This window comes from Actinomycetospora lemnae (genome assembly GCF_028737315.1).
Taxonomy (GTDB): domain Bacteria; phylum Actinomycetota; class Actinomycetes; order Mycobacteriales; family Pseudonocardiaceae; genus Actinomycetospora; species Actinomycetospora lemnae.
The window spans coordinates 350,849-369,506 of sequence record NZ_JAQZAO010000002.1 but is presented as its reverse complement, the minus strand read 5'-3'; the positions used below and the strand labels follow the sequence as shown (position 1 = coordinate 369,506).

Annotated in this window: 15 protein-coding genes; 6 read left to right on the top strand and 9 right to left on the bottom strand. The window is 75.2% G+C overall.

What is annotated here, in order from left to right:
- Positions 1 to 4: 4 nt before the first annotated feature.
- From PGB27_RS05435 to PGB27_RS05425, 3 genes are read right to left on the bottom strand one after another with little or no spacing between them, the layout of a single operon-like run.
- Positions 5 to 1,936, bottom strand: a complete 1,932-nt coding sequence (locus PGB27_RS05435; RefSeq protein ID WP_274199322.1) for an acetoacetate--CoA ligase — start codon at positions 1,934 to 1,936, stop codon at positions 5 to 7.
- Positions 1,937 to 2,743, bottom strand: a complete 807-nt coding sequence (locus tag PGB27_RS05430) for a crotonase/enoyl-CoA hydratase family protein (protein WP_274199321.1) — start codon at positions 2,741 to 2,743, stop codon at positions 1,937 to 1,939.
- Complete coding sequence (locus PGB27_RS05425; protein ID WP_274199320.1) at positions 2,740 to 4,272, bottom strand: acyl-CoA synthetase; 1,533 nt, start codon at positions 4,270 to 4,272, stop codon at positions 2,740 to 2,742. The genes PGB27_RS05430 and PGB27_RS05425 overlap by 4 nt, the downstream gene beginning before the upstream one ends.
- A 106-nt stretch (positions 4,273 to 4,378) precedes the next feature.
- Between PGB27_RS05425 and PGB27_RS05420 the strand changes: the two genes are divergently transcribed.
- Entirely contained in the window at positions 4,379 to 4,801 is a 423-nt protein-coding gene (locus PGB27_RS05420) for a MarR family winged helix-turn-helix transcriptional regulator (RefSeq protein ID WP_274199319.1), read from the top strand.
- A 32-nt stretch (positions 4,802 to 4,833) separates the two neighbouring features.
- On the opposite strand, the gene PGB27_RS05415 is transcribed toward PGB27_RS05420, so the two are convergent.
- The gene (locus PGB27_RS05415) at positions 4,834 to 5,721 is read right to left on the bottom strand and encodes a PaaX family transcriptional regulator (protein WP_274199318.1); all 888 of its coding nucleotides are present in this window, start codon (positions 5,719 to 5,721) and stop codon (positions 4,834 to 4,836) included.
- A 114-nt stretch (positions 5,722 to 5,835) separates the two neighbouring features.
- On the opposite strand from PGB27_RS05415, the gene PGB27_RS05410 reads away from it, so the two are divergent.
- The gene (locus tag PGB27_RS05410) at positions 5,836 to 7,182 is read left to right on the top strand and encodes an MFS transporter (protein ID WP_274199317.1); all 1,347 of its coding nucleotides are present in this window, start codon (positions 5,836 to 5,838) and stop codon (positions 7,180 to 7,182) included.
- A gap of 39 nt (positions 7,183 to 7,221) precedes the next feature.
- On the opposite strand, the gene PGB27_RS05405 is transcribed toward PGB27_RS05410, so the two are convergent.
- Entirely contained in the window at positions 7,222 to 7,962 is a 741-nt protein-coding gene (locus PGB27_RS05405) for an ABC transporter substrate-binding protein (protein WP_274199316.1), read from the bottom strand.
- Between the two features lie 146 nt (positions 7,963 to 8,108).
- On the opposite strand from PGB27_RS05405, the gene eat reads away from it, so the two are divergent.
- From eat to PGB27_RS05385, 4 genes are all read left to right on the top strand, one after another.
- Positions 8,109 to 9,548: an ethanolamine permease gene (gene eat / locus PGB27_RS05400; protein WP_274199315.1), complete on the top strand. Its 1,440-nt coding sequence runs from the start codon at positions 8,109 to 8,111 to the stop codon at positions 9,546 to 9,548.
- A complete protein-coding gene (locus PGB27_RS05395) occupies positions 9,545 to 10,948 on the top strand; it encodes an ethanolamine ammonia-lyase subunit EutB (protein ID WP_274199314.1) in 1,404 nt (467 codons plus the stop codon). Before eat ends, PGB27_RS05395 begins: the two co-directional genes overlap by 4 nt.
- The gene (gene eutC / locus PGB27_RS05390) at positions 10,945 to 11,673 is read left to right on the top strand and encodes an ethanolamine ammonia-lyase subunit EutC (protein WP_274199313.1); all 729 of its coding nucleotides are present in this window, start codon (positions 10,945 to 10,947) and stop codon (positions 11,671 to 11,673) included. Before PGB27_RS05395 ends, eutC begins: the two co-directional genes overlap by 4 nt.
- Before the next feature lie 215 nt (positions 11,674 to 11,888).
- Positions 11,889 to 12,890: a hypothetical protein gene (locus PGB27_RS05385; protein ID WP_274199312.1), complete on the top strand. Its 1,002-nt coding sequence runs from the start codon at positions 11,889 to 11,891 to the stop codon at positions 12,888 to 12,890.
- A 194-nt stretch (positions 12,891 to 13,084) separates the two neighbouring features.
- Here the strand turns inward: PGB27_RS05385 and PGB27_RS05380 are convergent, their stop codons facing one another.
- The 4 genes from PGB27_RS05380 to PGB27_RS05365 form a co-directional block, all read right to left on the bottom strand.
- Positions 13,085 to 14,704, bottom strand: a complete 1,620-nt coding sequence (locus PGB27_RS05380; protein ID WP_274199311.1) for a hypothetical protein — start codon at positions 14,702 to 14,704, stop codon at positions 13,085 to 13,087.
- Positions 14,701 to 15,885 (bottom strand): YibE/F family protein, encoded by a 1,185-nt coding sequence (locus tag PGB27_RS05375; RefSeq protein WP_274199310.1) that lies wholly within the window; start codon positions 15,883 to 15,885, stop codon positions 14,701 to 14,703. Before PGB27_RS05375 ends, PGB27_RS05380 begins: the two co-directional genes overlap by 4 nt.
- Before the next feature lie 419 nt (positions 15,886 to 16,304).
- Positions 16,305 to 17,675, bottom strand: coding sequence for an acyl-CoA dehydrogenase family protein (locus PGB27_RS05370; RefSeq protein ID WP_274199309.1), 1,371 nt, complete (start codon positions 17,673 to 17,675; stop codon positions 16,305 to 16,307).
- Positions 17,676 to 17,791: 116 nt separating this feature from the next.
- Positions 17,792 to 18,646 (bottom strand): SCO6745 family protein, encoded by an 855-nt coding sequence (locus PGB27_RS05365; RefSeq protein ID WP_274199308.1) that lies wholly within the window; start codon positions 18,644 to 18,646, stop codon positions 17,792 to 17,794.
- Between the last annotated feature and the right edge of the window lie 12 nt (positions 18,647 to 18,658).

The window sequence follows — 18,658 nt, the reverse complement described above, 5'->3', positions numbered from 1 at the left end:
ATCCTCACGGCGCGAGCCCCACGAACGCGTCCAGCGCCGAGGCGTCGGCCAGCGAGTCCCGCGAGGCGACGGCGTCCGGGTCGGCCCCGAGCAGGATCCGCTTGGCGGGCACCTCGAGCTTCTTGCCCGTGCGGGTCCGCGGCACGCTCGCGACGGCGTGGACGCGGTCGGGCACGTGGCGCGGCGAGAGGGCGGAGCGCAGCTCGGCGCGGACCTTGGCGACGAGCGCGTCGTCCACCACGTACCCGGGCGCCGGGACGAGGAACAGCAGCAGCTCGCCCGGCCCGCCGGCCGGGTCCTCGAGGTGCACGACGAGGCTGTCGGCGACCTCGGGCATCTCCTCGACCACGGCGTAGAACTCGGCGGTCCCGAGCCGCACGCCGCCCCGGTTGAGCGTCGCGTCCGAGCGCCCGGACACGACGACCGAGCCCGACGGGGCGAAGCGCACCCAGTCGCCGTGGCGCCAGACGCCGGGGTAGGTGTCGAAGTAGGCCGCGCGCAGCCGGGAGCCGTCCGGGTCGTTCCAGAAGCACAGCGGCATCGACGGCATCGGCGCCCGGATGACGAGCTCGCCGCGCTCGCCGACGACCTCGTTCCCGTCCGGGTCGAAGGCGGCGGCGTCGACCCCGAGCTCCGGGCCGGAGATCTCGCCCTCGACGACCTCCTGCCACGGCCCGCCCTGCACGATCCCCGTGCAGACGTCGGTGCCGCCGCTGCCGACGAGCAGCAGCACGTCCGGGCCGAACTCCTCGGCGACCCAGCGGTAGCCCTCGGGCGGCAGCGGGCTGCCGGCCACGCAGACCTGGCGCAGGGGCCCGAGGTCGTTCTCGACCGCGGGGTGGACGCCCTGGCCGCGGCAGGCCATGAGGAAGCCGGGGGAGGCGCCGAAGTGCGTCGCGCCCGCCCGGGCGGCCAGGCGCCACTGCCAGGACACGTCGGGGTGCAGCGGGTTCCCGTCGACGAGGATCAGCGTCGCACGGTGCAGCAGGCCGCTGACCAGGGCGTTCCACATCATCCAGGCCGTCGTCGTGAACCAGAGCATGCGGTCGCCGGGCTGCACGTCCCAGGCGAGGCCGTGGTTCTTGAGGTGCTCGACGGTGATCCCGCCGTGCCCGTGGACGATCGCCTTCGGCGGGCCGGTGGTGCCCGAGGAGAAGAGCACGACCAGCGGGTGGTCGAACGGGACCGGGTCGAAGGCGGGCTCGGCGGGGGTGCCGACGAGCTCGGCCCACGGCGTCGCGTCGGGGACGGTGCCCGGGCCGTAGGGGACCTCGACGACGTGGCGCACGGTCGGCAGGGCGGCGCGCACGGCGGCGACCTCGTCGGTGCGGTCGATCGGCTTGTCGCCGTAGACGTAGCCGCCGACGGCGAGCAGGACGGTCGGCTCGATCTGCGCGAACCGGTCGACCACGCTGCGCGCCCCGAACTCCGGCGCGCACGACGCCCACACGGCTCCGAGGCTCGCGGCGGCGAGGTGCGCGACGACCGTCTCGGGGATGTTCGGGGCGTAGGCGACGACCCGGTCGCCGCGGCGGACCCCGAGGCGCTGGAGACCGGCGCGGGCGCGGGCGACGGCGTCGCGGAGCTCCGCCCAGGTCCAGGTCTGGTCGTCGCGGGTCTGGGAGTGGGCGAGGAGAGCCGGACCCTGGGGATCGATACCGGCGTCGTGCGCGAGCGCCTGCTCCGCGTAGTTCAGCGTGGCGCCCGGGAACCATTGCGCGCCCGGCATCTCCCGGCGCGCGAGCACGGCGGTCGGGGCGTCGTGGAACCGCACGCCGAAGAACTCGGTGACCGCGGACCAGAAGCCGTCGAGGTCGGTGACCGACCAGCGGTGCAGGGCGGCGTAGTCGTCGAACCGCAGCCCGCGCTCGCGCGCGAGGTACGCGACGAAGCGGGCGGTGACGGTGCCCTCGGGCGGCTGACCCATCGGCGCCATCTAGCGCACCTTCCCGGCGCGGCCCGCGAGGAAGGCCGTCATGCGGTCCTGGGCCTCGCTGCTGCTCGAGGAGATCGCGGCCATGAGCGCCTCCATGAGGTAGCCCTCCTCGTCGCGCGCGGCGGCGATCCGGGGCAGGGCCTGGAGCACGGCGAACGTGCTGACCGGCGGGTTGGCGGCCACCCGGTGGGCCAGCTCGAGGGCCTGGGCGAAGCCGCCGCCGGGCTCGGTGCGGTAGGTGGCGACGCCGAGCGCGAGGGCCTCCTCGGCGTCGAGGACGCGGCCGGTGAGCATCATGTCGGTCATCCGCGGCACGCCGATGAGCTTGGGGATGCGCACCGACCCGCCGCCGCCGACGAACAGCCCGTGCCGGCCCTCGGGCAGCGCGAAGAAGGCGCTGGGCTCGGCGACCCGGATGTGCGTGGCCGCGGCGAGCTCCAGCCCGCCGCCGACGACGGCGCCCTTGAGCACGGTGACGACCGGCAGGCGCCCGTGCTCGATGCGGTCGAAGACGCGGTGCCAGAACCGGGAGTGCTCGACGCCGGTGACGGCGTCGGTGGCGCCGAGCTCGGCGAGGTCGAGGCCCGCGCAGAAGTGGTCGCCCTCGGCGTCGAGGACGACGGCGCGCACGTCGGCGGGCGGTGCGGTGAAGAAGGTCTCGAGGCCGCGCACCGTGGTGTCGTCGAGCGCGTTGCGCTTGGCGGGGCGCGCGAGCCGCAGGACCGCGACCGGCCCGTCGCGGTGGAGCGTCAGGGACCGGGGCAGCAGGGACGCCACGGTGTCGTCCGGTTCGGGGGCGGTGCTCATCGGACTCCTCCCGCCGCGGGGACCGCACGTCCCCGCAGCTCCACACGGCGGATCTTGCCGGTCGCGTTGCGGGGCAGCGCGTCGACGGCGACCAGGTACTTCGGGATCTTGTAGCGGGCCAGGTGCGCCTCGAGGTGGGCGCGCAGGGCGTCCTCGTCGAGCGCCCGACCCGGCCGGAGCTGCACGTACGCCGCGCCGACCTCGCCCCAGCGCTCGTCGGGCACCCCGACGACGGCGGCGTCGGCGACCTCGTCGCGCGCGACGAGCACGGCCTCGACCTCGGCGGGGTAGATGTTCTCCCCGCCGGAGATGATCACGTCCTTGACCCGGTCGACGACGTCGGCCCAGCCGTCGTCGTCGACGCGCAGGACGTCGCCGGTGCGGAACCAGTCGCCGTCGACGAACGCGGCCGCGGACTCCGCGGGACGCTCCCAGTAGCCGCCGAAGACGTGCGGGCCGCGCACGAGGAGCTCGGCGGGCTCGCCGGGCAGCCCGTCGCGGACGCCGTCGCGCAGCATCGCGGTGTCGGTGAAGAAGTGCGGGACGCCGACCGAGACGGGCCGGCCGGGGTCGCCCTCGCGGGGCACCATGCACACGCCGGGCGAGGCCTCGGTCATGCCGTAGCCCTGTTGCAGGCGCACGCCGCGCTCGAGCCAGGCGCGGGCGACGCGTTCCTGCACCGGCGAGCCGCCGTAGAGCACCGTGTGCAGCGTGCCGAGCTCCGCGGCCTCCCAGCCCGGGTCCTCGACCATCATCTGCAACATCGTGGGCACCGCGGAGAAGCTCGTGATGCCGGCCTCGCCGATGCGGGCGAGCACCGCGCCCGGGTCGAAGCGGGGGAGCGGCTCGACCGAGCCGCCCTTGAGCAGGGTCGGCAGGGTGATCTGACCGAGGCCCACGCAGTGGAAGAGCGGGGCGATGCACAGGGCGCGGTCGGTGCTCGCGACGTCGGTGTCGGCGAGCTGGTTGACGGTGTTCCAGGTGAGGTTGCCGTGGCTGAGCACCGCGGCCTTCGGTCGCCCGGTGGTGCCCGAGGTGTAGAGGAGGATCGCCGGGTTCTCGGGGCCGACGTCGGGCGCGTCGTCGAGCGTCGGGCCGTTGGTCGCGACATCCTCGAAGCCGGCGTCGGTCCAGGTCACCGGGCAGGGCGGGGCGGCCGCGGCCACGAGCGCCGCGGCGTCCTCGCCCGCCACGAGGAGCGCGGCGCCGGAGTCGGCGAGCATGTAGGCGATCTCGGCGGGGGCGAGACGGTGGTTGAGCGGGACGACGATCGCGCCGAGGCGCCAGACCGCGAAGAAGGTCTCGAGCACGCTGACGGCGTTGACGCCGACCTGGGCGACCCGGTCGCCGGCGCCGACGCCCCGGGCGCGCAGGTCGGCGGCGAGGCGGTCGACGCGCGCCGCGAGCTCGCCGTAGGTCAGCGTCCGGCCGGGACCGACCAGCGCCGGGCGGTGCGCAGCGGCCCGGGCCCGGCGAGCCGGCCACGTCCCCAATCCGGGGACGAGGGCAGCGCGCGGCGTCGCGCTCATGGCACACTCCTTGAAGTATCAGGAATCTTGATACTAGAGCGCGTCGCGCGGGAGCGGAAGTGGACGAGGGGGGACGACGGTGGCGGCACCGGGAGCGGAGCCGGGGGTGGCGGCGTCCGGGCCGTCGCTGCTCTACGCGGTCAAGCAGGTCGAGCTGGCGGTGCGCGCGCGCCTCGACGACCTGCTGCGCAGCACCGGCGTCACGGTCCCGCAGTGGACCGCCCTGACGGTCCTCGCGCGCCGTGAGGGGCAGACGGGGGCGGAGCTCGCCCGCAACGCGTTCGTGAGCCCGCAGGCGATGGGGGACCTGCTCGCCGCCCTCGAGCGCGGGCACTGGATCACGCGCACCCCCGACCCCACCCACGGGCGGCGCGTGCTCATCGGGCTCTCCGACGAGGGTCGCGCGCTGCTGGCCCGCGTCGAGCCCGGCGCCGCCGACGTCGAGGAGCGCATGCTGACCGGCCTCGCCTCCGACGAGCGCGCCGCCCTGCGCACTCTGCTGAACCGCTGCCGGACGAACCTCATGTGAGCGGAATTCCGAGCTATAGCTCGGAATTCCGCTCACGGAGGTCGGTCGGTCGCCTCCTCGTCGGGGATGACGTCGAGGGCGGCGGCGCCGGTGCGGGCGCCCGGCTCGAAGGTCGTGTACAGGTCGCGGAACAGGGCGTGGGCGGGCTCGGCGGGCCAGTCGGGCGGCAGGTGGCGCCGGGGCAGCCGGGGGTCGCGGCGGATCGCCTGCAGCCAGTCGGTCTGCAGGACGAGCTGGGCCGCGAGCGGGTCGGGCAGGTGCGGGCGCGACGCGGCGTCGCCCCAGCGGGCCCGGAACGCCTGGTAGCGCGCGGCGAGGGCGGGCAGGTCCCAGGCGTCGCGGACGAGGGCGTCGACGTCGGTCCCGTCGAGCGCGCGGGCCCCGAACGCGCGCAGCCTCCCCTCCAGCCCCAGTCCGTCGGCGAGCGCCCGGACGTCGACGTCGCCCGGCGCGATCCACAGCCCGCCCTGCAGGGGCCCGAACCCGGCCCACGACAGGCGCGCCCGCAGCAGGTGCCGCTCGCGGGCCCAGGCGTCGGGCAGCGAGAACGACAGCAGCGTCCAGGACCCGTCCCAGTGGGTGTTGACGACGTCGGTGCGCCAGATGCGCGCGTCGCCGTCGCGCAGGACCTCGCGGGTCGCCGGGGTCGGGCCGACGTAGACCTGCCGCCCGCGGCGTACGCGGTGGATCTGGTCGCGGCGCGCCATGCGGCTCACCGTCGAGCGGGTCGCGTGCTCGGAGACGCCGGCGCGGCCGAGGACGTCGACGAGGCTGCTCGTCGCCACGTGCACGCCGCGGCCGAGCAGGTAGCCGCCGAGGAAGGTCAGCAGCATCGCCTGGGGTCGGGGTGCGTCGGCGTCCGGCTCGACGTCGGGCTCGACCTCGACGTCGTGCTGGGGCTCGACGTCGTGCTCGGACACGCGGGGCAGCGTAGCGCTCATGATGTTGGGCACATCGTTGACGGCCGTCGGCGAGATGCCTACATTGACCCCGCGATCCCGTGACCGCGACCACACACGACGAGGAGGTCCGGCGTGGCCGAGGCCGACGCCCGCTCGCGGACCCAGCTCCGGCGGGCGGTGCTGTCCAGCTACCTGGGCAGTGTCATCGAGTACTACGACTTCCTGCTCTACGCCACGGCGTCGGCGGTCGTGTTCGCCAAGGTCTTCTTCTCGACGCTCGACCCCCTGGTGGGCACCGTCGCGAGCTTCGGGACGCTGGCCACCGGCTACCTCGCGCGGCCGCTCGGCGGCATCCTGTTCGGGCACTTCGGTGACCGCGTCGGGCGCAAGAAGATGCTGGTCGTGACCATGACGCTGATGGGCGTCGTCAGCGTGCTCATCGGGGTGCTGCCCACCTACGCCCAGATCGGCGTCTGGGCCCCGATCCTGCTGGTCCTGCTGCGCGTGCTGCAGGGTGTCGCGGTCGGCGGCGAGTGGGGCGGGGCGGTCCTCATGTCCGCCGAGCACGCGACGTCGCGCCGCGGGCTCTGGGCGAGCTTCACCAACGCGGGCGCGCCGAGCGGCATGGTGCTCTCCACGGCCGCGCTCGCCGGGGCGGCGGCCGTCGCGGGCGAGCAGGGCTTCCTCTCCTGGGGCTGGCGCATCCCGTTCCTGCTCTCCGCGGTGCTGCTCGCCGTCGGGCTGTTCGTGCGGGCCCGCGTCGAGGAGACGCCGGTGTTCGCCCGCGCGAGCAGCGACGCCGCGCCCTCGGCACCGCCGCTGCTCGAGGTGCTGCGCCGCCACCCGCGCAACCTGCTGCTCTCGATCGGTATCGGGTTCGGCGCCTTCGTCGCGCAGGGCGTGCTCACCACGTTCGTCATCGCCTACGCCGTGCAGGCCGGCTTCGCCCGCCAGACCGTGCTCAACGCCCTGACGGTGTCCTCGATCGCCGCGATCGTCGGCATCATCGGCTTCGCGGCGCTGTCGGACCGGGTGGGCCGGCGCCCGGTGGTGCTCGTCGGGGCCCTCGCGATGACGGTGTGGGCGTTCCTGCTCTTCCCGCTGGTCGACTCGGGCTCGACCGCGCTGCTCGTGCTCGGCGTCGTCGTCGGCCAGGGCGTCGTGCACGCGGCGATGTACGGGCCGCTGGCGGCGCTCTACACCGAGCTGTTCTCCACCCGCGCCCGCTACACCGGGGCCTCGCTGGGCTACCAGGTCGCGGGCATCGGGGCCGGGCTCGGGCCGGTCGTGTTCGCGAGCCTGCTGCAGGGCTCGGGCAGCGCGCTGCTCGTGTCGGTGGTCATCGCGGCCTGCTGCGTGCTCACCGTGGTCTGCGTCCTCGCGGCGGGGGAGACGAGCCGTCGCGGCCTCGACGACACCGACGACACCGACGCGCAGCCGGCCACCGTCCGCCCCCGGAGCGACACGACGACCGCCTGAGGATCCGCCGGGTCCGGCGTCGAGCTCGGGACGAGCGGGTCACGACAGCACCGCGGTCGTGGTGCCCGGGGCGTCGGTGCCGAGCCACTCGCGGCCGAGGCGGGCGAGGGTGCCGTCGCCGCGCAGCTCGTCGAGGACACCGTCGAGCCGATCGGCCAGCTCGGCGTCGTCGCGGCGGACGGCCACGCCGATCTCCTCCTGCGTGATGCCGGTCTGGACGACGGCGAGGCCGGGGCGGTCGCGGGTGAGCCAGCGCATGACCGGCTCGAGCTTCATGAAGCCGTCGACCCGGCCCGCGGCGACGTCGTCCAGCGCGATCAGGATGTCGTGGTAGGCGTAGTGCCGGACGGCCGCGACCCGGCCGGCGCGGGCGAGCTCCTCGGCCACCGGCTCGGAGGTGTTGCCCCGCTGCACCCCGAGGATGCCGCCGGCGAGGTCGTCGACGGTGCGGACGTCGGGGTGGCGGCGGCGGTCGACGACGAGGCTCTGGCCGGAGCGCACGTGCGGGCGGCAGAACCGGGCCAGCGTGCGCCGGTGCGCGGTGATCGTCGCCCCGGAGGCCACGACGTCGTACGAGCCCTGGTCGAGGCCGGCGAAGATGCCGTCGAAGTCGTCGGCCTCGTAGCGCACGAGGACGTACTCCCGCCCGAGGCGCCGGCACACCTCCTGCATGACGGCCGGGTCGAAGCCGATCGCGCCGCCCGCCTGCGCCGTGCCGTCGAGCTCGAACGGGGGATCGGGCAGCGCCGACCCGACCCGTAGCGGGGCGCTCTCGTCCACGCGCGACAGCGTGCCGCACGGGTGCGTCCGTGGGGAGGTGTCCGGTGGGCGAGGGCGCTGGTCGGCGATCGCAACCCGATCGTCACCCACGGACTTCACGCCTGCCTCACGCTGTGCGCTCCGGGGGCGAGGAGAAGGGGACACGGATGGCGGAACAGGTCGAGTCGACTCCGGGATCGGGCACGGGGAGCAGCGACTACCTCGCCGCGCGCCAGCTGCGGGCCGGCTCGGCGAGCTGGGTGCTGCTGGCGGGGCTCGGCGTCGCGTACGTGATCTCCGGCGACTACGCCGGCTGGCACTTCGGTCTCGCCCAGGGCGGCTGGGGCGGGCTCGCGGTCGCCGCGGTGCTCATGGCCGTCATGTACACGTGCATGGTGCTGGGCCTGGCCGAGATGTCCTCGGCGCTCCCGGCGGCCGGCGGCGGCTACACCTTCGCCCGCGTCGCCATGGGTCCCTGGGGCGGCTTCGCCACGGGCGCGGCGATCCTCCTCGAGTACGCCGTCGCCCCTGCGGCCATCGCGACCTTCATCGGCGGCTACGTGGAGTCGCTCGGCCTGTTCGGGATCACCGACGGCTGGTGGGTCTACCTCGCCTGCTACGTGGTCTTCGTCGGCGTGCACCTGCTCGGCGTCGGCGAGGCCCTCAAGGCCACGTTCGTCATCGCCGCGATCGCCGTCGTCGGCCTGGTGCTCTTCGCGGTCGGCGGCATCCTGTCGTTCGACGCCGCGAACCTCACCGACATCCCCGTCACCGACGCCGCCGGCGCCTCGCCGCTGCTGCCGTTCGGCCTGGTCGGGGTGTGGGCGAGCTTCCCGTTCGCGATCTGGTTCTTCCTCGCCGTCGAGGGCGTCCCGCTCGCCGCCGAGGAGGCGCGCGACCCCGTGCGCGCGGTGCCGCGCGGCATCATCGTCGCGATGGCCGTGCTCGTCGTCGCCGCGGCCGCGGTGCTGCTGCTCGCACCCGGCGCCCAGGGCGCCCAGGCGCTGTCGGAGAGCGAGAACCCGCTGGTCAGCGCCCTGGAGACCGGGCTCGGCGGCCCGTCCTGGCTCTCGACCACCGTCAACTACATCGGCCTGCTCGGGCTGATCGCGAGCTTCTTCTCGATCATCTACGCCTACTCGCGGCAGACCTTCGCCCTCTCGCGCGCGGGCTACCTGCCCCGCGTGCTGTCGAGGACCAACAGCCGCAAGGCCCCGACGCTGGCGCTCGTCATCCCGGCGGCGATCGGCTTCGTCCTCGCCGCGTTCGGCAACGGCGACATCCTCATCAACCTCGCCGTGTTCGGGGCGACCCTGTCGTACGTGCTGATGATGGTCGCCCACCAGGTGCTGCGGGTCCGGAACCCCGAGCTGCCGCGGCCGTACCGGACGCCGGGCGGGCGCATCACCACCGGCGTCGCGCTCGTCCTCGCCCTCGCCGCGGTGGTCGCCACGTTCCTCGTCGACGTCGTCGCCGCCCTCTGCGCGCTGGGCGCGTTCGCCGTCCTCATGGCCTACTTCGGGCTGTACTCGCGTCACCACCTCGTCGCGGCCGCGCCCGACGAGGAGTTCGCGGCACTGGCGAAGGCGGAGGAGGAGCTGGAATGAGCATGCCGGGGCGAGCGCAGCGACGGGGGACGTTCCAGACCACGCTCGGGGGCCACTCGTACTCGTTCGCCGACCTGCGCGATCTGCTCGCCAAGGCCACCCCGCTGCGCTCCGGCGACGTGCTCGCCGGCGTGGCCGCGGAGTCGGCCGCCGAGCGCGTCGCCGCCCAGACGGTGCTCGCCGATGTGCCGCTCGCGCACTTCCTCGACGAGGCCGTCGTGCCCTACGAGGACGACGACGTCACCCGGCTGATCATGGACTCGCACGACGCCGAGGCGTTCGCGCCGGTGCGCTCGCTGACCGTCGGCGGGTTCCGGGACTGGCTGCTGAGCTGGGAGGCCGACACCGCGGCGCTCACGGCGCTGGCCCCCGGCCTCACCCCGGAGATGGTGGCGGCGACGAGCAAGCTCATGCGCGTCGGCGACCTCGTCGCCGTCGCCCGCAAGACCCGCGTCGTCACCGCCCTGCGCACCACGATCGGGCTCGAGGGGCGGCTCGCGACGCGGCTGCAGCCCAACCACCCCACCGACGACGCCGTCGGCATCACCGCCTCGCTCGTCGACGGGCTGCTGCACGGTGCCGGGGACGCGGTGGTCGGGATCAACCCGGCGACCGACCGGCCCTCGACGGTCCGCGCGCTGCTCGAGCTCGTCGACGACGCCCGCCGCCGCCTCGACGCCCCGATCCAGTCGTGCGTGCTGACCCACGTCACGACGACGCTCGAGCTGCTCGAGCAGGGGGCGCCGGTCGACCTGGTGTTCCAGTCGGTCGCCGGCACCCAGGCGGCCAACCGGGGCTTCGGCGTGACGCTCGACCAGCTCCGCGAGGCCCATGCCGCAGCCTCCGAGCTGCACCGCGGCACGGTCGGCGACAACGTCACCTACTTCGAGACCGGGCAGGGCTCCGCGCTCTCCGCGGACGCCCACCACGGCGTCGACGAGCAGACCCTCGAGGCCCGCGCGTACGCGGTGTGCCGGGCGTTCGACCCGCTGCTGGTCAACACCGTCGTCGGCTTCATCGGGCCGGAGTACCTCTACGACGGCAAGCAGATCCTGCGCGCCGGGCTCGAGGACCACCTCTGCGGCAAGCTGCTCGGCGTCCCCATGGGCGTCGACGTCTGCTACACCAACCACGCCGAGGCCGACGCCGACGACACCGACACGCTGCTGCTCACGCTCGGGGCGGCGGGGTGCGGGTTCGTCATCACCGTGCCGGGCGGCGACGACATCATGCTCAACTACCAGTCGCTGTCGTTCCAGGACGTGCTGCAGGTCCGCCAGACGCTCGGGCTGCGCCCGGCGCCGGAGTTCGAGGCGTGGCTGGGCTCGGTGGGGCTGCTCGACGACGCCGGGCGCGTGCCGCAGCTCGTGCCCGAGCCGATCCGGGCGCTGATGGCATGACGACGACCGATCCGTGGGAGACCCTGCGCGCCGCCACCCGGGCGCGCGTCGGGCTCGGCCGCGCCGGCGACGGGCTGTCGACCGCCGAGAACCTCCGCCTCGCCGCCGCCCACGCCCAGGCCCGCGACGCCGTGCACACCGCGCTGGACGTCGACGCGGTCGTCGCGGCGCTGGGGGATCGGGCCGGGCCGGTGGTGCGCTCGCAGGTCGCCGACCGGACGGAGTACCTGCAGCGTCCCGACCTGGGGCGGCGGTTGGCTCCCGACCACGGGCTCACGGAGGGCGAGTACGACCTCTCCGTGGTGATCGCCGACGGGCTCTCGGCGCGCGCGGTCGCCGACCACGCCGTCGCCGTCGTCGACGCCCTGCTGCCGCGGCTCGAGGGCTGGTCGGTGGCGCCGGTCGTCGTCGCCCTGCAGTCCCGGGTGGCGCTCGGGGACGAGATCGCCGCGGCGCTCGGGGCGCGGATGGTGCTCGTGCTCATCGGCGAGCGGCCCGGGATGTCGTCGCCGGACTCGCTCGGCGCCTACCTGACCTGGGAGCCCCGTGCCGGGCGCGTCGACTCCGAGCGCAACTGCGTGTCCAACATCCGCCCGCCCGACGGGCTCGGCTACGACGCCGCGGCCGAGGTGCTCGCGGCCCTGATGCACGAGGCCTTCCGCCGGCAGCTGACGGGCGTGGAGCTCAAGGACACCGGCGCGGCCCTGCCGCCGGCGGCCGGCTGAGGTCTCCGTCCCCCGGCGCGGCGAGTACGTCGCCCGGAGGTTGCGCGACGTGCCATCGGCTGATCTTGATCCCCCATGCGGATGAACGATTCCGTCACCCCTCCGTGTCCTCGTCGTTACTCGGTGCGTGGTGGCCGACGGCGACCACGTCATCCAAGGGGCGGAAGGACACCACACGCATGGGTCTTCACAGGGCGAAACTCGGTCGTCGGGGGATGGTCGCGCTGGCGGCCACCGGGGCCCTGATCGTCGGCGGCGGAGCCGCGACGATGGTCGGAGCGGGCAACGCCGCACCGCTCCCGGAACTGCCCGGCGTGCCGGCGCTCCCGGGCGTCGGCACGACGTACGTGACGCCGGAGGACGAGCTGGCGCCGTTCACGACGCTCGACACGCGTCCTCCCGGGACCGCCGCGGTCGACGACGAGTTCGGCGCGCCGACGGGCGGGGGCGAGGCATCCCTGCACCTGGAGACGCCCGACGACGCGGCGAAGGCGTCGATCGTCAGCCGCGAGGACGCGGGCACGCCGCTCGCGGAGTGGATCCCGACGGCGGCCTACTCGGCCTACCAGGGTGCCGCCGAGAGCGCGGTCCAGTTCCCGAGCCTGCAGCTCATCGTCGACTTCAACGGGGCGGCCGAGGGCGGCTTCTCGACGCTGACCTACGAGCCCGCCTACAACGCGGTCAGCACGGCGCCCGGTCAGTGGAACCGCTACCAGGCCGGTGCGGGCGACTGGTGCTCCACGCGCGCCATCCCCGGCGTGATCGAGGAGTCCCAGCGGTCCTGCTCGGGCGGGGGCGACAAGCCGCTCGCGGAGTACATCACCGCCCAGCCCGACATCATCGTCAACGGCGTGGTCGTCAACCAGGGCAGCGGCAACCCCGGCCTCGACGCGGCCGTCGACCTCGTCTCGACGCCGAGCACGACCTACGACTTCGAGCTCACCGAGCCCGAGGTGCCCGGCACCGACCCGTGCGAGGAGCCGACCGTCCCCGGACTGCCCGGTGAGGGCGGGGAGAACGGCGGCGGGAACGGCGGCGGGACCGGTGGCGCGAACGACGGCCACGAGGACGGCGGCAAGGACGAGCCCGAGGGCCACGCGCCGAACGCCGGCCACGAGAAGCCCGACAACGGTCACGGGGAGGGCGGCCAGGAGCAGCCCGGCCACGAGCAGCCCGGCGACGGCGGCCACGAGCCGCCGATGTGCGCCGGGTCGTAGTCACGGCCGCTGACCCCGGCCGGTCCTTCACGGCCGGACCGCTGACGCGGACGACGCCCTCGCTGCTCCCGGAGCAGCGAGGGCGTCGTTCGTCGCGGGGGAGGAGGTGGCGCGCCGGAGGTCAGGAGTACGTCACGCACCCCGCCGCGCTCGGCCGGGTGCGTGCGGCGCTCCGGATCTCGGGCGGCGCCCTCCTACTCGCCCGAGCGCCCCCGGCGTCCGGAGGGCAGGCGGTCCACGAGGCGTCCGAGGCGCTCGGTGGTGCCCTGCAGCGGGGCGAGGGCGTCGGCGAGGACCTTGATCTGCTCGTCGAGGTCGTCGATGCGCCCGGCGAGGGTGCGCAGGTCCGGACTGACCTTCTGCAGCTCGCCGGCCGCGGTCGTCAGCGACGTGTCGAGGTGCTCGAGGCGCGGCGGCACGTCGGGGAACGTGGTGTCGGCGTGCCGGGCGAGGGTCTCGACGTGCTCGACCGCGGCGCTGAGCTTGCGGACCTCGTCCACCGCGCTGGCCATCTGCTGCAGCGACGGCGCGGCCTCGGCGAGGGCGTGGAGGTCGTCGACGGCGGCGGTGAGGGCGTGCAGGTCGTCGACCGCCCCGGCCAGCGACGACAGCGTCGGGACGGCCTCGGCCAGCCGGGCGATCGTCGGGACCGCGTCGGCGAGGGCGGCGACGGTCGGGACGGCGTCGGCGAGCCGGCCGACCGAGGGCACCCCGTGCGCGATCTGCGCGACGGAGCCGGTGGCCCCCGCGATCGTGCGCAGGTCGCTCGTGGCGCCGGCCAGCGTGCCGAGGTCGTCGACGGCCCCGGCGATCTGCTGCAGGGTCGGGACGGCGCCCGCGAGCTCGGCGAGGTGCGGCACGGCGGCGCCGAGCTCCTGCAGCGCCGGGGCCACCTCCGCGAGCCGGTCGAGCACCGGCGCGGCCTCGCCCAGCTGCTGCAGCGCCGGCACGGCCCCGGCCAGCGCCGCGATGTCGCCGCGGGCCTCGCCGATCTGCTGGAGGGCGGGCACGGCCGAGGCCAGGGTGGCGATGTCGCCGCGGGCCTCGCCGATCTGCTGGAGCGCGGGCACGGCCCCGGCCAGCGCCGCGATGTCGCCGCGGGCGTCGCCGATCTGCTGGAGGGCGGGCACGGCCGAGGCCAGGGTGGCGATGTCGCCGCGGGCGTCGCCGATCTGCTGGAGCGCGGGCACGGCCTGGGCGAGCGTGGCGATGTCGCCCCGGGCGTCGCCGATCTGCTGGAGCGCCGGCACGGCCTCGGTGAGTGCGCGGATGTCCGGCACCGCGCCGGCGATCGCCTGCAGGGCCGGGGCGGCCTCGGCGAGGGCGTGCAGGTCGTCGGTGGCCTGCCCGAGGCGGGTGAGCGCGGGCGCGGCGTCGGCGAGCCGGTCGAGCGACGGGACCGCACCCGCGATCCGCTCGAGGATCGGGACGGCGCGGGCGATGGCGTGCAGGTCGTCGACGGCGCCGGCGAGCCGGTCGAGGGCGTCGGTGGCGTACGACAGGCGGGTCAGGTCGGGGGCGAGCTCGTCGAGGGTGCTGCGCAGCCCCGAGGCGACGGGCAGGAGCTGCTCGAGCATCGACACGAGCCGCGGCACGGCGCGCAGGGCGTCGGCGACGAGCGGGCTGAGGTCGGCGGTGGTGCGGGCGCCGGAAGTGGCGATGTCGGCGATGCCGCGCACGATGGAGGGCCCGTTCAGCGTGAGCTCGACGGCCGTGCGGGTGGAGGCCACGACGAGGGCGCGGGCGGTGTCGAGGATGCCGCTGGGGGCGGACTCGACGGCGCGCGGCAGCGCCCGGGGGGCGGGACGGCTCATGCGGGCTCACTCCGGGGGCTGGTGCTGACGGCGCGGACGACGACGGCGGCGAGGAGCGTGGTCAGCGGGACGGAGGCCACCAGCCCGATGCTGCCGACCAGGGTCCGCACGATCTCCTGCGCCACGTCCTCCGCCGTGAGCAGGTCGCCGAGACCCCGCCCCGCCAGCCCGAACAGCAGCAGCAGGGGCAGCGCCGCCCCGGCGTAGGCGAGCACCAGCGTGTTCACCGCGGAGGCGACGTGGTCCCGACCGACACGCATGGCGGAACCATAGAGGTCGTTCAGCCGAGTGGCCGGGTCTGCGCGGTGCAGCTCCCAGACGGCGCTGGTCTGGGTGACGGTGACGTCGTCGAGCACCCCCAGCGCGCCGATGATCACGCCGGCGAGCAGCAGGCCGCGCAGGTCCAGCCCCGGTCCGAGCACCCCGGCGAGCTCCGAGGCCTCCTCGCCGAGCCCGGTCAGGCGGGACAGCGCGGCGAAGACCACGGCGAGGACGCCGATCAGCCCGAGGCTCGCGAGCGTCCCGAGGGCGGCCGTCGCGGTGCGTGCCGAGACGCCGTGGGTCAGCGGCAGCACGACGCCGACGATGAGCCCCGACGCCGTGAGCGCCACCGGGACCGGCGACGACCCCGTGGCCAGCGCCGGGAGCACGAACAGCGCGAGCACCCCGAGCGTCACCCCGAGCGCCACCAGCGCCGCGAGCCCCTGCCAGCGCCCCAGGAGGACGACCGCCAGCGCGAAGGCGGCACCGAGGACGAGCAGCGGGGTGCCGCGCTGGAAGTCGACGATCGTGTAGGTCAGCGGGTCGGCGGGGTCGCCGCCCGCCCAGCCGAGGACGACCGGGTCGCCGACCGCGAACCGCGGCGAGCCCGGGGTGGCCGGGACGAGGGTGAGGATCGAGGTGCCGGGCGCCGGGCCGTCGGTGAGGCGGACGGTGACGGCCACGCAGCCCTCGCCCGGGGCGGGGGCGGGCAGGTTGGGGTCGGTGCAGTCGGACTCGCCCGCGGCGCGCAGGACCTCGCCGTCGACCGGGGTCTGCGAGCCGAGGCCCGGGGCGCCCTGACCAGTCGCGGCGCGCTGGGCGACCGCGGCGTACTCACCCGGCGAGGGCGCGAGCGTCACCAACCCGACGAGGACCGCCAGCGCGCAGGGGACGAGGAGCGCGGCGAGCAGGACGCGCACCCGCCGCGCCGAGGCCCCCTCGAGCCCCCCGCCCTCGTGGCCGTGGCCGTGGCCGTGGCCGTGGCCGTGGCCAGGGCCCGCGCCCTCGACCGGCCGCCGTTTCCCCGACCGGGACGTCGCACGGGGTGTGCCAGCCTGGCGGCCACGCTGGCGTTCAACACCAGGATCTCCCCCAGCTCGACCGCCATCGGCACGCCGCCGACGCGGGGCCTCGGTCTCCGACGCGACCGGCTCGCCGTCGACCCGGATCGGTCCGGTCGGCGCGTCGTCGTCCCCGTCACGCAGAGCCGCCGCCGCGCGGGTGCGGCGTGCCGGTGGCAGCGGGGAGGTCACCGCGCCATCATCGCCGGGCCCGCGGTGCTGTCTGAGATGGGGGCTTTCCTCGCGTTGAGTGCCAGCGTGGACGCCAGGCTGGCACCTCAGGTGCCGGGAGAGGCCAGCTTGCCGCCGAGGCGCAGGACGGGCTCGGGTGCCTTGGTGGCGAGCTTCATGAACACCTCGCCGGCCCGGGCGCGCGTCAGCGACCCGTGGCCGAACTTCCGCGACAGGCCGCGCTTGTCGCCGGGCAGGCGGTGGTGCACGGGCTCGGCGGTGGAGTCGGGGTCGGACAGCGTCCGCCCGATGACCATCCGCTGGATCTCGCTCGTGCCCTCGAAGATCGTGTAGAGCTTGGCGTCGCGGTACCACTTCTCGACGGGCAGGTCGTCGACGTAGCCCCAGCCCCCGCAGGTCTGCACGGCCTGCTCGGCGGCGCGCACGGCGACCTCCGAGGCCTTGAGCTTGGACATCGAACCCTCGCCGACCTGGAACGGCACGCCGTTCGCGGCCATCCACGACGCCCGCCAGGTGAGCAGGCGCGCGGCGTCGATGTCGGCGGCCAGGTCGGCGAGCGGGAACGACACGCCCTGGTTGGCGATGATCGGCCCGCCGAACGCCTCGCGGTCGCGGGCGTAGGCGCAGGCGTACTCGAACGCCGCGCGCGCCACGCCCAGCGCCATCGCCGCGACCATCGGGCGGGTCTGCTCGAACGTGCCCAGGGCCGCGGCCTTGCCCTCGCCCCGGCGCGCCTTCTCCAGCTTGTGCTCGAGCTTGTCCTCGCCGCCGAGGAGCTGGTCGGCGGGGATGCGACAGCCCTCGAACTTGAGCTCGGCGGTGTGCGAGGCGCGGTGCCCGAGCTTGCGCAGCCGCCGGACCTGCTCCATGCCCGGTGTGTCCTTGGGCACGACGAACATCGCCTGGCCCTTGGTCCCCAGCTCGGGGTCGACGACGGCGTTGACGATGGTGACGTCGGCGATCCCGCCGTTGCCGATCCAGATCTTCTCGCCGTCGAGCACCCAGGAGTCGCCGTCCTTGCGCGCCCGGGTCTGCAGGTTCGCGACGTCGCTGCCGCCCTGCGGCTCGGAGACGGCGAGGGCGGCGAGCTTGATGTCGCCGGGCTCACCGAACATCTCCGGGGCCCAGCGGGCGAGCTGCTCGGGCGTCCCGGCCTGGTTGAGCGCCGAGAGGGCGAGGGCGGGCAGGACGACGGTCAACCCGATGCCGGCGCAGCCCCAGAAGATCTCCTCGAGGAACAGCGGCAACGACAGGCCGGTCGGGTCGGCGATGAGGTCGGCGTAGAAGAGCGGGCTGTAGAAGCCCTCGCGCGCCGCGCGGTCGACGATGTCCCAGGGGCACTCCTCGGCGGCGTCGTACTTGGGCGCCGCGGGCCGGATGACGTCCTCGGCGAAGGCGTGCGCGCGCCGCACCAGCTCGTGGTGGGCCGGGGTCAGCTCGAGGGTGAAGGCACTCATGGCCGGGCCTCCCGCTGCGTCGTCTCCACCACCGGACGCCACCTCCTGGTCCCGGAGCTCTGCTCCATCCTGCTGTTACCACCCAGTACCGCGTACCGACGGTACCGAAACGTGGCTCAGGAGCGGACGAGGCCGACCGGATTGCCGGGCGGGAAGGCGTGGCCGGCGACGACGGCGTCGGAGAGCGGCGTGAGGAGCTCGGCGAGCCGGTCGGTGCCCTCCCGCCCCAGCGCCGCCCAGGGGCGGGCCGCCAGGCGGTCGGTGGCCGACTCGATCTCGTCGTGGCCCGCGCGTCCCGCGTCGGTGAGCCGGCCCGCGTCGTCCAGCCAGCCGCGCCCCCGGAGCTCCGCCGCGCCGGCGGCCCAGTCGTCCTCGTCGAAGCGACGCGCCTGCCGGGTGGTCGAGCCGTTGAGCTCCCCGGCGGCCTCCTTGAGCCGGTGCGCCGCGACCGGTCCGAGCCCGGACGCGACGAGCACCGCCACGTGGCCGTCGCCCCGGTGCTCGCGCAGCGTCGTCATCGCCTGCCACAGCGCGCGGACGGGCTCCTCGGGGCGGGGGAGCGCCTGGTTCGCGGCGCCGAGCACCCGGCCCTCGACGTCGGCGGCGTCCGCGGCCGCGCCGGCCAGCTCGGCGGCCTCGGCGATCTCCGGCCGGTGCGCCGTCTCCTCGCCGAGCAGCCGGTGCAGCGCGGCGCCCGCACCGATCGAGCGCGCGGTCAGGCAGCGCTCCGGGTCGGCGAGCTCCCAGGCGTCGGGCAGCGCCCGCTCGAGGCGCAGGCGGTGGAAGCCGTGGAAGGCGGCGTACGCGACCTCCGGACCGACCGCGCCGAGCGGCGCCGAGCGCTGGGCGACGTAGGCCATCCAGAACCCGCGCAGCCCCACGGCGTCGGCCGCGGTGCGGGCCTCCACGGTGAAGTAGGTGACCGCGTGCAGCGGCTCGAACAAGGTCCAGAGGCGTCGGGCGTCGTCCACCCCCATGATGGT

Excerpts from the sequence above, each read along its gene's own strand:
- PGB27_RS05430 (WP_274199321.1), bottom strand. The coding sequence starts at position 2,743 with ATGAGCACCGCCCCCGAACCGGACGACACCGTGGCGTCCCTGCTGCCC.
- PGB27_RS05425 (WP_274199320.1), bottom strand. The coding sequence starts at position 4,272 with ATGAGCGCGACGCCGCGCGCTGCCCTCGTCCCCGGATTGGGGACGTGG.
- PGB27_RS05395 (WP_274199314.1), top strand. The coding sequence starts at position 9,545 with ATGAGCATGCCGGGGCGAGCGCAGCGACGGGGGACGTTCCAGACCACG.
- PGB27_RS05370 (WP_274199309.1), bottom strand. The coding sequence starts at position 17,675 with ATGAGTGCCTTCACCCTCGAGCTGACCCCGGCCCACCACGAGCTGGTG.
- PGB27_RS05385 (WP_274199312.1), top strand. The coding sequence starts at position 11,889 with ATGGTCGCGCTGGCGGCCACCGGGGCCCTGATCGTCGGCGGCGGAGCC.
- eutC (WP_274199313.1), top strand. The coding sequence starts at position 10,945 with ATGACGACGACCGATCCGTGGGAGACCCTGCGCGCCGCCACCCGGGCG.
- PGB27_RS05435 (WP_274199322.1), bottom strand. The coding sequence starts at position 1,936 with ATGGCGCCGATGGGTCAGCCGCCCGAGGGCACCGTCACCGCCCGCTTC.
- eat (WP_274199315.1), top strand. The coding sequence starts at position 8,109 with ATGGCGGAACAGGTCGAGTCGACTCCGGGATCGGGCACGGGGAGCAGC.
- PGB27_RS05380 (WP_274199311.1), bottom strand. The coding sequence starts at position 14,704 with ATGAGCCGTCCCGCCCCCCGGGCGCTGCCGCGCGCCGTCGAGTCCGCC.